The organism is Nitratidesulfovibrio liaohensis, from assembly GCF_011682075.1.
In the GTDB taxonomy this organism is placed as follows: Bacteria; Desulfobacterota; Desulfovibrionia; order Desulfovibrionales; family Desulfovibrionaceae; genus Cupidesulfovibrio; species Cupidesulfovibrio liaohensis.
The window spans coordinates 1-13,705 of sequence record NZ_VSMK01000613.1 but is presented as its reverse complement, the minus strand read 5'-3'; the positions used below and the strand labels follow the sequence as shown (position 1 = coordinate 13,705).

Annotated in this window: 13 protein-coding genes; all 13 read left to right on the top strand. The window is 65.1% G+C overall.

The window, feature by feature from the left end:
* On the top strand, positions 1-326 hold a 326-nt coding region (locus FVW27_RS16710; RefSeq protein WP_279586648.1), incomplete at its 5' end, for an ADP-dependent NAD(P)H-hydrate dehydratase.
* Positions 317-769, top strand: a complete 453-nt coding sequence (locus FVW27_RS16705; RefSeq protein WP_167127321.1) for a CBS domain-containing protein — start codon at positions 317-319, stop codon at positions 767-769. The genes FVW27_RS16710 and FVW27_RS16705, both read left to right, overlap by 10 nt.
* Positions 770-780: 11 nt before the next feature.
* Positions 781-1,458 (top strand): tRNA (adenosine(37)-N6)-threonylcarbamoyltransferase complex ATPase subunit type 1 TsaE, encoded by a 678-nt coding sequence (gene tsaE / locus FVW27_RS16700; RefSeq protein WP_167127317.1) that lies wholly within the window; start codon positions 781-783, stop codon positions 1,456-1,458.
* 70 nt (positions 1,459-1,528) lie between these two features.
* Entirely contained in the window at positions 1,529-2,758 is a 1,230-nt protein-coding gene (locus FVW27_RS16695; RefSeq protein WP_167127314.1) for an aspartate kinase, read from the top strand.
* Between the two features lie 9 nt (positions 2,759-2,767).
* Positions 2,768-4,390 carry a citramalate synthase gene (gene cimA / locus FVW27_RS16690; RefSeq protein ID WP_167127312.1) on the top strand — a complete coding sequence of 541 codons (1,623 nt, stop codon included), beginning with the start codon at positions 2,768-2,770 and terminating at the stop codon, positions 4,388-4,390.
* A 623-nt stretch (positions 4,391-5,013) separates the two neighbouring features.
* Positions 5,014-5,967 (top strand): NiFeSe hydrogenase small subunit, encoded by a 954-nt coding sequence (gene hysB, locus FVW27_RS16685; protein ID WP_167127309.1) that lies wholly within the window; start codon positions 5,014-5,016, stop codon positions 5,965-5,967.
* Positions 5,968-5,996: 29 nt separating this feature from the next.
* Positions 5,997-7,529 (top strand): NiFeSe hydrogenase large subunit HysA, encoded by a 1,533-nt coding sequence (gene hysA / locus FVW27_RS16680; protein ID WP_167127306.1) that lies wholly within the window; start codon positions 5,997-5,999, stop codon positions 7,527-7,529.
* A gap of 309 nt (positions 7,530-7,838) precedes the next feature.
* A complete protein-coding gene (gene hysD, locus FVW27_RS16675; RefSeq protein ID WP_167127303.1) occupies positions 7,839-8,318 on the top strand; it encodes a NiFeSe hydrogenase maturation protease in 480 nt (159 codons plus the stop codon).
* A gap of 669 nt (positions 8,319-8,987) precedes the next feature.
* Positions 8,988-9,941 (top strand): hydrogenase small subunit, encoded by a 954-nt coding sequence (locus FVW27_RS16670; protein ID WP_167127301.1) that lies wholly within the window; start codon positions 8,988-8,990, stop codon positions 9,939-9,941.
* 59 nt (positions 9,942-10,000) lie between these two features.
* Positions 10,001-11,704, top strand: coding sequence for a nickel-dependent hydrogenase large subunit (locus FVW27_RS16665; protein ID WP_167127298.1), 1,704 nt, complete (start codon positions 10,001-10,003; stop codon positions 11,702-11,704).
* Positions 11,705-12,039: 335 nt separating this feature from the next.
* Positions 12,040-12,546 (top strand): HyaD/HybD family hydrogenase maturation endopeptidase, encoded by a 507-nt coding sequence (locus FVW27_RS16660; RefSeq protein ID WP_167127295.1) that lies wholly within the window; start codon positions 12,040-12,042, stop codon positions 12,544-12,546.
* A gap of 62 nt (positions 12,547-12,608) precedes the next feature.
* Positions 12,609-12,860, top strand: a complete 252-nt coding sequence (locus FVW27_RS16655) for a HypC/HybG/HupF family hydrogenase formation chaperone (protein ID WP_012611419.1) — start codon at positions 12,609-12,611, stop codon at positions 12,858-12,860.
* A 146-nt stretch (positions 12,861-13,006) separates the two neighbouring features.
* On the top strand, positions 13,007-13,648 hold the full coding sequence (locus FVW27_RS16650; RefSeq protein WP_167127292.1) for an arylesterase: 642 nt from the start codon (positions 13,007-13,009) through the stop codon (positions 13,646-13,648).
* Positions 13,649-13,705: the final 57 nt, after the last annotated feature.

Sequence of the window (13,705 nt, the reverse complement as noted above, 5' to 3'; positions counted from 1 at the left end):
CACGGGCCTTCGCGGCGCGCTGCGCGGGGGTGCTCGTGCTCAAGGGCGCGGGCAGCCTCGTCACCCGGCGCGACCGGCCCATCACCATCATTCCCCTTGCCGCCCCCACGCTTGCCGTCGCCGGTTCGGGCGATGTGCTTTCCGGCCTTGCCGGTGCCCTGCTGGCGCAGGGCGCACCGCCAGAGGTGGCCGCCAGTCTTGCCGCATATCTGCATGCCAAGGCCGGACAACTGCTGCTGCACGACTACCCCGCACGGGGCAACACCCCACGCGAAATCGCCGACGCCATTCCCCGCGCGCGAAAGGAGCACCTTCCATGCTGCTAGCCAAGAACATCATGACCGCCGCCCCCGTCACCGTCACCCCGGAAACCGGCATCGCCGAAGCGGCCCGCATCATGATCCAGCGCAAGTTCAACGGCCTGCCCGTGGTGGACGGAAAGGGAACCCTCGTCGGCGTCATCTGCCAGAGCGACCTCATCGCCCAGCACAAGAAGCTGAACCTGCCGACGCTGTTCACCGTGCTTGACGGCTTCATCCCCCTGCGTTCCATGAGCGACCTAGACGAGGAGATGCGCAAGATCTCCGCCACCAACGTGGGCCAGGCCATGACGCCGGACCCGGTCACGGTGACCCCGGAAACGCCCATCGACGAAGTGGCCAGCCTGATGGTGGACTCCAAGTACCACACCCTGCCCGTGTTGGACGCGGGCGAACTGGTGGGCGTCATCGGCAAGGAGGACGTGCTGCGCACCCTTGCGGGGGCGTAGCCGTCGGGCGCATGGCCCCAGCGCATTCAGCCCGGCCCTTTCAGCCCGACCAGCCCATCGGGGATGACACCGCTCTGACCCTGCGGCTGCCCGCCCCCGGCGACACCTTGCGCCTGGGGCGCGTCTTGGCGTTGGCCCTTGCGGCCCAGCCCGGTACGCGCACCCTTCTGCTGTCCGGCGGGCTTGGCGCGGGCAAGACCACCCTCGTGCGCGGCCTGGTAGAGGCGCTGCCCGGCGGCGACGACGCCGAGGTCAGCAGCCCCAGCTTCAATATTTGCAACATGTACCCCACCCGGCCGGAAACGGCCCATTACGACCTCTACCGACTGGAGCAGGCGCCCGGCGCCGCACTGGCGGTGGCGGACGACGCCCTGCTGGACCTTCTGGAAACGGAAGGCCCCCGACGGGTGCTGGTCATCGTCGAATGGGCCGAACGCCTTCCGGCCAACGTGCTGCCCCCCGACCGGCTGGAGCTTACCTGGCTTCCGGCCACGCACGGCAGGCTCATCATGGCCATTGCCCGGGGAGAGGCGGCACGCCGCGTACTGGCTGTGACGGCGCGCGAGGTCGCGGACCTCGTGATGCCGGAAACGGCGCCCGATACTGCGGCGGACACGGCCATGCAGGCCCCCGCCGCCGGTAACGTCCGTGCCACACAGGGCACGCAGGGCACCGACGAGAACACGTAGCGATGCGCAGGGCCACGGCCCGGCGCACAACACCAACAACGCTCGACACAACGCACGATAAGGAAGCGGTATGCGTATTCTGGTGCAGAAGTTCGGCGGCACGTCCGTCGCCAACCTCGAGTGCATGAAGCAGGTGCGCGAGAAGGTGCGGCGGGCGCTGCGCGACGGCTACAAGCCGGTGGTGGTGCTTTCCGCCCGCTCGGGCGAAACCAACCGCCTGCTGGCCCTGGCCGATGAATGGTCCACGGACCCCGACCCGGCAGAGGTGGATGCTCTCATCGCCACCGGCGAACAGGTTTCGGTGGCGCTCTTCTCCATGCTGCTCAAGGATTCGGGCATCAAGGCCCGCTCCATGACCGGGTTCCAGGTGCCCATCACCACCAGCGACGCCTTCGGGCGGGCGCGGATCATGGACATCGACGCCTCCCGCCTGCGCAAGGAACTGGAAACCCACGACGTCATCGTGGTGGCCGGGTTCCAGGGCGTGACGCCCGAAGGGCGCATCACCACGCTGGGGCGCGGCGGGTCCGACACCAGCGCCGTTGCGCTGGCCGCGGCCTTGGGTTCCGCGGAATGCGAAATCTACACCGACGTGGACGGCGTTTACACCACCGACCCCAACCTGTGCTCCACCGCCCGCAAGCTGGACCGAGTCTCGTATGACGAGATGCTGGAAATGGCCAGCATGGGCGCGAAGGTGCTGCAAATCCGGTCCGTGGAGTTCGCCAAGAAGTACAAGGTGCCCGTCCACGTGCGCTCTACATTCACCGACACCCCGGGTACCATGGTCACCCAGGAGGATTGCGAGATGGAAGCCGTACTCGTTTCCGGCATAGCCTACGACAAGGATCAGGCGCGGGTGACCCTGCGCAGCGTGCCCGACAAGCCGGGCGTTTCCGCCGCCATCTTCGGCCCGTTGTCGCAGCAGGGCATTCTTGTTGATATGATCGTCCAGAACCCCAGCCGCGACGGCGTGACGGACATGACCTTCACCGTGCCCCGCAAGGACCTGAAGAAGACCCTGGCGCTGATGGAGGAAATCCGCGCCCGGACCGGTGCGCAGGAAGTGCTGCACGACACCCAGGTGGCCAAGGTTTCGGCCATCGGCGTGGGCATGCGCAACCATTCGGGCGTGGCGGCCAAGGCCTTTGCGGCGCTGCACGCCGAAAACATCAACATCCTGATGATCAGCACCTCCGAAATCAAGATTACCTGCCTCATCGAGGAAAAGTACACCGAACTCGCCGTGCGCACCCTGCACGACGCCTTCGGCCTGAATCACGATCTCGGCAACGCGTAGGGCACGGTCATGACCCGGCGCATACAACTGTACGACACCACCCTGCGTGATGGTTCGCAATCCGAGGACATCAACCTCACTGCGGCCGACAAGCTGAAGATCGCCCTCAAACTGGACGAGATCGGCATTGACCGCATCGAGGGCGGATGGCCGGGATCGAACCCGGTGGACGTGGCGTTCTTCAAGGAAATAGCGAATTACCACCTGAAGCATGCGGTGATCAGCGCCTTCGGCAGCACGCATCACCCCAACTTCACGGCGGACAGCGACCCCAACCTGCGCGCCATCGCGGAATCCGGGGCGCGGGTGGCCTCCATCTTCGGCAAGTCGTGCGAGGTGCACGCGGCAGAGGCCCTGCGCCTGGACGCCGCGCGCAATCTGGAGATCATCGGCGACTCGGTGGCCTTCCTGAAGGGGAAGCTGGCCGAGGTGTACTTTGACGCGGAGCACTTCTTCGACGGGTACAAGCACAACGCCGCCTATGCGCAGAGCGCGTTGCGCCGCGCCCACGAGGCGGGCGCCGACGTGCTGGTGCTGTGCGACACCAACGGCGGCACCCTGCCGCACGAGGTGGCGCGCATCGTGGCCGAAGTGCGCGAGGCCCTGCCCGGTGCCGCCGTGGGCATCCACGCCCACAACGACTGCGAGTTGGCCGTGGCCAACTCCATCGCGGCGGTGCAGGCCGGTGCCGTGCAGATCCAGGGCACCATCAACGGGGTGGGCGAACGCTGTGGCAACGCCAACCTGTGTTCCATCATTCCCACGCTGGAGCTGAAGTTCGGCGGCGAGTACACCTGCCTGCCCGAGGGCCGGTTGCAGCAGCTCACGGCGGTGGCCGCCTACGTTTCGGAGGTGGCCAACATACCGCCGTTCAGCCGCCAGCCGTACGTGGGCCGGTCGGCCTTTGCCCACAAGGGCGGGGTGCACGTCAGCGCGGTGAACCGCAAGTCGTCGCTGTACGAGCACATCAGCCCCGACGTGGTGGGCAACCGCCAGCGCATCCTGATCACCGAACTGGCCGGGCGCAGCAACATCGTCTCGCTGGCGCGGCGCTTCGGCTTTCATCTGGACAAGGACGAGCCGGTGGTCAAGGGCCTGCTGACCGAGCTGAAGAAGAAGGCCAGCCTGGGCTACGACTACGCCGCCGCCGAGGCATCGGTGGAACTGCTGATCCTGCGCAAGCTGGCCCGGCGCGGCGTGCGCGAGTTCTTCCGGCTGTTGCAGTTTCGGGTGCTGGAAACCAAGCACGACAGCGAAGGCGAACCGGTTTCCGAAGTCTCCGTGATGGTGGACGTGGAAGGGGTGACCGAACACACCGCCGCCACCGGACGCGGTCCGGTGAACGCGCTGGACAACGCCCTGCGCAAGGCCCTGCTGGGCTTCTACCCGCGCCTGAGCGAAATGCGCCTGCTGGACTTCAAGGTACGCGTGCTGACCGGCGCGGAAACCGGCGGTGGCACGGCATCCACCGTGCGGGTGCTCATCGAGTCGGGCGATTCCGACAGCCGTTGGGTGACCGTGGGCGTGTCGTTCAACATCATAGAGGCAAGCTGGCAGGCCCTGGCCGATTCCGTCACCTACAAGTTGTACAAGGACGAGCACGCCCGCAGGGCAGGCTCGGACGGCGAGTAGAGTCGAGCACGCCCGCAGGGCAGGCTCGGACGGAGAATAGAATCGAACACGCACGGGCTCGGCCAGCAAGTGGAGTCGAGCACGCACGGGCTCGGCCAGCGAGTGGAGTCGAGCACGCACGCAGGGCGGGTTCGGACACAGACCTCTACCATACGTGGTCGGGGTACCCGCTCCGCCGCCGTACCCACGACAGCATCGCCCCTGCAACGCCCCGGTCACAAGGCCGGGGCGTTTTCTCATGCCCGCTGTTTCCCGGGTCAATGCTTGGACAAGCATTTCCTTCCACTCCTGCACTACCGCTTCCCCTCCCTGTTGCGCCCATTTCCGACAAATCTTCAATAGGCACGGGCAGAAAAGCTTATCCCTGCTCAGAATTTTGCGTAGCACCCCCATAAACCAGATAGCACGTTTATAAAATTATTCACACTATCAAGCGCGTTTGACCACTCAACCGTCGCAACATGGCCCCCAAAATCACTTTTTTCTATCAAAACCCACCCCTGCCATCGACATCGCATTGACCCTGGCGACGGGGGGGGGCTATTCGTCATTGAAAGAATACGGGGCTATCGCGGGAAAATAGCCACTACGGTCTATGCAACGCCGCAACCAAGGAGGCAGGGATGAGTCTCAACAGGCGTGATTTCGTCAAATTGTGCACAGGTACGGTTGCAGGGTTCGGAATATCCCAGATGTTCCACCCCGCCGTCTGTGAAGCCATTTCCGGTTCGCTGAACGGCGAACGGCCCCCGGTGCTCTGGCTGCAGGGCCAGGGTTGCACCGGTTGTTCGGTGTCGCTGCTGAACTCGGTGCACCCCACCATCGCCGACGTTCTGCTGAAGGTCATCAGCCTGGAGTTCCACCCCACCGTCATGGCGTGGGAAGGCGAACCCGCCATGGAACACATGATGAAGATCGCGGAACAGTACAAGGGCAAGTACTTCGTGGTGGTCGAAGGGGCGGTGCCCACCGAGGCCGACGGCAAGTACTGCATCATCGGCGAAGCGCACCACAAGGAAATCTCCATGGTTGACGCCATGAAGAGCGTTGCCGCCAATGCCGCCGCCGTGCTGGCCGTGGGAACCTGCGCGGCCTACGGTGGCATTCCCGCCGCCCAGGGCAGCGAAACCGGCGCCAAGTCGGTATCCGCGTTCTTCAAGGAAAACGGCATCGCCACCCCGGTGGTGAACATTCCCGGCTGCCCGCCCCACCCCGACTGGATCGTGGGCACCGTGGTGGTGGCGCTGAACGCCATCAAGGCCAAGGGGCTTGCTGCGGGCCTTGGCGACGTGGTCAAGCTGCTTGACGCCGATGGTCGCCCCACCCCCTTCTATGGCCGCAACGTGCATGAAAACTGTCCCTACCTTGAAGCGTACGACGCCGGGAAGATGTGCGAAACCTTCACCAAGAAGGACGGCTGCCGCTACGACCTCGGCTGCAAGGGCCCCATGTCCATGTGCGACAGCTTCGAGCGCAAGTGGAACGGCGGCGTGAACTGGTGCGTCTCCAACGCGGTGTGCATCGGCTGCGTCGAACCCGACTTCCCTGACGGCAAGTCTCCCTTCTACTCGGCCTAGCCCCGGCGCCATACACCAAGGAGGAAACCATGTCCGGCTGTACACCCAAGGCCGCTCCTGCCGGGGCCACCGGCAAGGCGACCATCGCCATCGACCCGGTAAGCAGAATCGAAGGCCACCTGAAAGCCGAAGTCACCGTTGAAAACGGCGTGGTGGTTGACGCCCGCCTGTCCGGCGGCATGTACCGCGGCTTTGAAACCATCCTGCGCGGGCGCGACCCGCGCGACGCCTCTCAGATCGTGCAGCGCATCTGCGGCGTGTGCCCCACGGCGCACTCCACCGCCTCGTGCATGGCGCTGGACAACGCCTTCAAGGTCAAGGTGCCCACCAACGGCCGCCTTACCCGCAACCTGACCTTCGGCGCCAACTACCTGCAGTCGCACATCCTGCACTTCTACCACCTGGCCGCCCTGGACTTCGTGCAGGGGCCGGACAGCGCACCCTTCGTGCCGCGCTTCGCCAAGCCCGACCTGCGCCTGCCCAAGGACATCAACGCCGCCGCGGTGGACCAGTACCTGGAAGCGCTTGAAGTGCGCCGCATCTGCCACGAAATGGTCGCCATGTTCGGCGGGCGCATGCCCCACGTGCAGGGCCAGGTCGTGGGCGGCACCACGGAAATCCCCACCAAGGAAGCCCTTGTCGAATACGCCGCCCGCTTCAAGAAGGTGCGCGAATTCGTCGAAAAGAAATACGTGCCCGTGGCCTACACCGTGGGCGCTGCCTACAAGGACCTGTTCAAGTTTGGCCAGGGCTACAAGAACTGCATCTCGTTCGGCGCCTTCCCGCTCAACGATGCCATGACCGAGCTGCACCTGAAGCGCGGCGTGTACATCGACGGCAAGGACCAGCCGTTCGATCCCAAGCTGATCAAGGAATACGTCAAGTACTCCTGGTTCGACGACGCCACCACCGGCCTGCACTTCTCGGAAGGCAAGACGGTGCCCGCGCCCAACAAGGCCGGTGCGTACAGCTTCGTCAAGGCGCCCCGCTACAACGGCAAGGCCGTTGAATCCGGCCCGGTGGCCCGCATGTGGGTCACCAACCCCGAGCTGTCGCCCATGGGCCAGAAGCTGCTGAAGGACCTGTTCAAGCTGAACGCCAAGCGCTTCCGCGACCTTGGCGAAGACGCCGCCTTCTCGGTCATGGGTCGCCATGTGGCCCGCGCCGAAGAAACGTACTACATGCTTTCCGCCATCGAACGCTGGCTGAAGGAAGTGAAGGCTGGCGAAGAAACCTTCGCCGCCGCCGAAATCCCCGCCAAGTCCGAGGGCGTGGGCTTCACCGAAGCGCCGCGTGGCTCGCTGGTCCACTACATCAACATCAAGGACCAGAAGATCGACAACTACCAGATCGTGTCCGCCACGCTCTGGAACTGCAACCCGCGCGACGACAGCGGCCAGCTTGGCCCGGTGGAACGCGCCCTGATCGGCACCCCCGTGCCGGACATCAGCAACCCGGTGAACGTGGCGCGGGTGATCCGCGCCTTCGACCCGTGACTGGGCTGCGCCGTGCACGTGCTGCACGCTGAATCCGGCAAGGTCTCCGTCGTCGAAGTGAAGTAGACGCCGCATACCGAACCTATGGAGGGGGCCAGACCGGCAGGGCCGGCCTGGTCCCCTCTTGCATTTCCGTCCCGTGCGCACCGCAGCCGGGGCGCTTGCGCAGTGCGCAGCCCCGCCATAGTGTGGGCCGTGCACGTGCATGCGTATGGCAATCGTCGCCGCGCAACCCGGACACATGCGCCAGTGCGACTGCCAGCCTGCTGCGACGGCCAGACCACCCAGGCTGCCACATCCGCCGCGCCCCTGAAACCGGGTGGCATCCAGAGCGCACATCTTTTTCGCTTACGTACAGGAAATCATGGAGCCCACATGCAGAAGCTGCTCGTACTCGGCATTGGCAATACCCTGCTTACTGACGACGGCGTCGGCGTCTTTGCCGTGGAAGAACTGATGAAGGAAACCTGGCCCCAGAATGTCACTTTGATGGACGGCGGCACCTTCACCCAGGACATCTTCTACCTGTTCGAAGGGTACGACCGCCTGCTGGTGCTGGACATCGTCCACGCCAAGGGCGCTCCCGGCACCATCTACCGCCTGTCGGAAGACGACCTGGTCCAGAACGAAAAGCAGCGGCTGTCCATCCACGACGTGGACCTCATCGACTCGCTGAAGATGGCCGAACTGCGCGGCCCGCGCCCGCGCATGCAGGTCATCGGCATGGAACCGCACGACTTCCTGAACTGGAACATCGGCCTTTCCGAACCGGTGCAGGCCTCCTTTGCCCGTTTTGTCGAGGTGGCACGCGAGGAAATCCGCACCATCATCGCGGAAATGGAGCAGGCAGGCTGATACCGCAGGGGTGACCGGGCACGCTGACGCATCAGGTCCGGGCGTCAACCGACGCCGACGGGGCGAAGCACCGTGCGCACGGCTTGCGGGACAGGGATCGTGCCTGTCGGGACAGGGCCGAGCATGACGGGTCACGGCTGATCAGGGCATGTCAAGTTGATACTGATGGTTACGGGAAGATTCAGGCACATGCGGGCCACTTCCTGCTGATGCCCCACCGCATGTGCCCCTGTCACTCGCATACGTTTTGCAGATTACAACAAAAGGCGTGACACGTTTTATAGAAACGTGTCACGCCTTTTGTATTGCACCAACGATTGCTCAACACCATTCACCATGCAAAATTGAACGAACAAACAATACATCGTGGCAGCAATCCTCTACTCCGCTGCATGGTCGCAATACGCATCCTGCCGCGCCACGGCTGCCGTTGCAGGCAGCCATTCCCTTCCGCGATGCAGAAATGTGTGCCGCATTTGCATTTTCAATTGGAATAACGTTTCAATGTGTTGTACCTTCCCGGCAAACGTGCGGACAGGTCGCCGCGGGAAACGGATGCACGCAGAAGCGGTCGCAGCCGGGGGGCCTTTCGCACCAGTACGACCCTTACCCCGCCGCGCCGCTGGCGGCGGGCAGGCACGGCGATACGCCGTGCCGAAGGAGGCAGGGATGAAAATCTCGATCGGTCTCGGCAAGGAGGGCGTGGAGGAAAGGCTTGCGGAACGCGGCGTGTCTCGACGCGACTTCCTCAAGTTCTGTACGGCCATCGCCGTGACCATGGGCATGGGCCCCGCGTTCGCGCCGGAAGTTGCCCGCGCGCTCATGGGTCCCCGGCGTCCGTCCGTGGTCTACCTGCACAACGCCGAATGCACCGGCTGTTCCGAATCGGTGCTGCGCGCGTTCGAACCCTACATCGACACCCTGATTCTGGACACGCTGTCCCTCGACTACCATGAAACCATCATGGCCGCCGCTGGGGAAGCTGCGGAAGCCGCCCTGGAACAGGCCGTCAACAGCCCGCACGGCTTCATCGCCGTTGTGGAAGGCGGCATTCCCACGGCTGCCAACGGCATCTACGGCAAGGTGGCCAACCACACCATGCTGGACATCTGCAGCCGCATCCTGCCCAAGGCCCAGGCCGTCATCTCGTACGGCACCTGCGCCACCTTCGGCGGCGTGCAGGCGGCCAAGCCCAACCCCACCGGGGCCAAGGGCGTCAACGATGCGCTCAAGCACCTCGGCGTCAACGCCATCAACATCTCCGGCTGCCCGCCGAACCCGTACAACCTGGTCGGCACCATCGTGTACTACCTGAAGAACAAGGCAGTGCCCGAGCTGGACAGCCTGAACCGGCCCACCATGTTCTTCGGCCAGACGGTGCACGAACAGTGCCCCCGCCTGCCCCACTTCGACGCGGGCGAATTCGCCCCGTCGTTCGAATCGGAAGAAGCCCGCAAGGGTTGGTGCCTCTACGAGCTGGGCTGCAAGGGCCCGGTGACCATGAACAACTGCCCGAAGATCAAGTTCAACCAGACCAACTGGCCCGTGGAAGCGGGGCACCCCTGCATCGGGTGCAGCGAGCCCGATTTCTGGGACGCAATGACCCCGTTCTATCAGAACTGATCGCGCGCACGCATTAGGTCACCCATACCCCTGATCAGGCAACAGCCAAGGAGGAAACCATGAGCGGCTGCAGAGCCCAGAATGCTCCGGGCGGCATCCCCGTGACGCCCAAGAGCTCCTATAGCGGTCCCATCGTCGTCGACCCCGTTACCCGCATCGAAGGCCACCTGCGCATCGAGGTGGAAGTGGAGAACGGCAAGGTCAAGAACGCCTACAGCAGTTCCACGCTGTTCCGGGGCCTTGAAATCATCCTGAAGGGCCGCGATCCCCGCGACGCCCAGCACTTCACCCAGCGCACCTGCGGCGTGTGCACCTATACCCACGCGCTGGCCTCCACCCGTTGCGTGGACAACGCCGTGGGCGTGCACATTCCCAAGAACGCCACCTACATCCGCAACCTGGTGCTGGGCGCGCAGTACCTGCACGACCACATCGTGCACTTCTACCACCTGCACGCCCTGGACTTCGTGGACGTGACCGCCGCGCTGAAGGCCGACCCGGCCAAGGCCGCCAAGGTGGCCTCGTCCATCTCGCCCCGCAAGACCACGGCGGCGGACCTGAAGGCGGTGCAGGACAAGCTGAAGACCTTCGTGGAAAGCGGCCAGCTCGGCCCGTTCACCAACGCCTACTTCCTGGGCGGCCACCCCGCCTACTACCTGGACCCGGAAACCAACCTCATCGCCACCGCCCACTACCTGGAAGCCCTGCGCCTTCAGGTGAAGGCCGCGCGCGCCATGGCCGTTTTCGGCGCCAAGAACCCGCACACCCAGTTCACCGTGGTGGGCGGCGTGACCTGCTACGACGCCCTGACCCCCAAGCGCATCGCCGAATTCGAGGCGCTGTGGAAGGAAACCAAGGCGTTCGTGGATGAAGTGTACATCCCCGACCTGCTGGTGGTTGCGGCGGCCTACAAGGACTGGTCGCAGTACGGCGGCACCACCAACTTCATCACCTTCGGCGAATTCCCGAAGGACGAGTACGACCTGAACAGCCGGTACTTCAAGCCGGGCGTGATCTTCAAGCGCGACTTCAAGAACGTGAAGCCGTTCGACAAGATGCAGATCGAAGAACACGTGCGCCACAGCTGGTACGAAGGCGCTGAAGCCCGCCATCCGTGGAAGGGCCAGACCCAGCCCAAGTACACCGACCTGCACGGCGACGACCGCTACTCGTGGATGAAGGCCCCCCGCTACATGGGCGAGCCCATGGAAACCGGGCCGCTGGCCCAGGTGCTGGTGGCCTACTCGCAGGGGCATCCCAAGGTGAAGGCCGTGACCGACGCCGTGCTGGCCAAGCTGGGCGTGGGTCCCGAAGCCCTGTTCTCCACCCTGGGCCGCACGGCGGCGCGCGGCATCGAAACCGCGGTCATCGCCGAATACGTGGGCGTGATGCTGCAGGAGTACAAGGACAACATCGCCAAGGGCGACAACGTCATCTGCGCCCCCTGGGAAATGCCCAAGCAGGCGGAAGGCGTGGGCTTCGTCAACGCCCCGCGCGGCGGCCTGTCGCACTGGATCCGCATCGAGGACGGCAAGATCGGCAACTTCCAGCTGGTCGTGCCTTCCACCTGGAGCCTTGGCCCCCGTTGCGGCAAGAACAAGATGGCCCCGGTCGAAGAATCGCTCATCGGCACCCCGGTGGCCGATGCCAAGCGCCCGGTGGAAATCCTGCGTACGGTGCACTCGTTCGACCCGTGCATCGCCTGCGGCGTGCACGTCATCGACGGGCACACCAACGAAGTGCACAAGTTCCGTATCCTGTAAGCATATCCCGGCCCCGCCTGCACTGACAGGCGAGACTTGGAACCGTGTCATGACCGAAGGGCCCGGCCTTGCGCCGGGCCCTCGGACTATCTGCGGAGCTGGAACGGCGGCGACCCCGCCGGTGCAACTTCCGCCGGACGACGGCCCCGAGAACTGCGCGGCGGCGCGGCATGCCCGCGCCGATTGCAAACCGGACGCGCGCCGTTTTCATCTTCAACCAACCGGATCAGCGCCCAACGCAGGCGGCCTGCGCAACCTCGCAAACCGGCACATCGCCGTCATGTCGAGGTTCCGGCCTTGCGCCGGGCCTTTTCCAACCCTATAGTACACCCCACATGAGCAATCGCCCCAACATCCTCGTCCTTGGCGTGGGCAACATCCTGTACACCGACGAAGGCATCGGCGTACGCGCCGTCGAGGCGCTGCAAAAGGCGCATGCCTTCAGCGACAACGTCTCCGTCATGGATGGCGGCACGCTGGGCATGCGGCTCATGGACGCCATCATGGAGTGCGACCACCTGATCGTGGTGGACGCCGTGCTCGCGGGGGACGAACCCGGCGCCATCTACCGCCTGACCGGCGAAGACCTGCGCAAGAGCCTGGGCTTCAATGACTCCATGCACCAGACCGACCTTGTGGATACCCTGATCTTCTGCGAACTGGTGGGCAAACGGCCAGAGGCGGTGATCATCGGCATGGAGCCGCACGACTACCAGTCGCTGGGCACCGAACTTTCCCCCGTGGCAGGCCAGCGCCTGCCCCTGCTGTGCGACGCCGTGGTCGCCGAGGTACGCCGCGCGGGCGGCGACTGCACCCCGGCCAGCGAAGCACACCCCGCCTGAGCGATCAGGCTGTACAACCCGCCTGAATCGAACAGGCTGGCCAACCCGACGGAGCAGACCCGATGTGCCTCGCCATTCCCGCCGAGATCGTGGAAATCAATGATGCCGGCATGGCCAAGTGTCGTGTGGGCAAGAGCGAAACCTACCTCAACGTCTCGGCCATGCTGCTGCCCGAACGTCCCGCCATTGGCGAATACGTCATCGTGCACGCCGGGTTCGCCCTGCGTGTGCTGGACAAGGCAGAGGCAGAAGAAACCCTGCGGCTGCTGCGCGAAATGTCCGAGGCCGTGGAAGGCCAGCCCGCCGGGTTCTGATCCGCGCCGGGCTTGCGCGGTTCGCAGCCCGCTTCCGGCCACACCAAATCACGGGGAAGAACGCCGCGCCCGGCGCACGTTCTTCCCCCTTCCCTTTTTCCGGCCAGTCCCCAGCCCTTCAAGACGGGCCGCCCCCGGAGGCAAACATGCCCCAGCCCCTTACCCTGCTTGCCCTCGGTGACAGCCTGACCGAAGGCTACGGGCTTGAGTCCGACGCCGCCTTTCCCGCCGCGCTGGAACGGCTGCTGCGCGCGGCTGGTTACGACGCAACGGTGATCAACCTGGGCCTTTCGGGCGACACAACGGCGGGCGGCATGCGCCGTCTGCGCGCGTGGCTGGCGCGCAACCCCGGTTTCGGCACCAGCGACGAGAGTGGCGAGAGCGCGGCCCCGCCCTGCCTTGCCATCGTGGAACTGGGCGCCAACGACGGCTTCATGGGGCTGGACCCCGAGGACATGGAAGAAAACCTGGCCGCCATCCTGACCCTGATGGCCGAACGGCGCGTGCCCACACTGCTGGCCGGGTTCAAGGCCGAATTCGCGGACGATCCGGACTATGCCGAAGCATATGACGCGCTGTTCCCGCGTCTGGCCGCGCGGTTCGGCGTGCCCCTGTGGCCCTACGTGCTGGACGGCATCTGGGGCGTGCCGGACCGGACCCTGTGGGACGGCCTGCACCCCAATGCCGCCGGGGCGGAACGCATGGCCCAGGCGGCCCTGCCGTATGTGCTGGACATGATCGGCGAAGCGGGAGCCGACGGTGGGTCGCAGGCGGGGCCCACCCCGTAGCGCCGGCACCCTGCCCCCACCACCGCGCCACCTCGTGCCCCCGTTCCGCGCACGCCG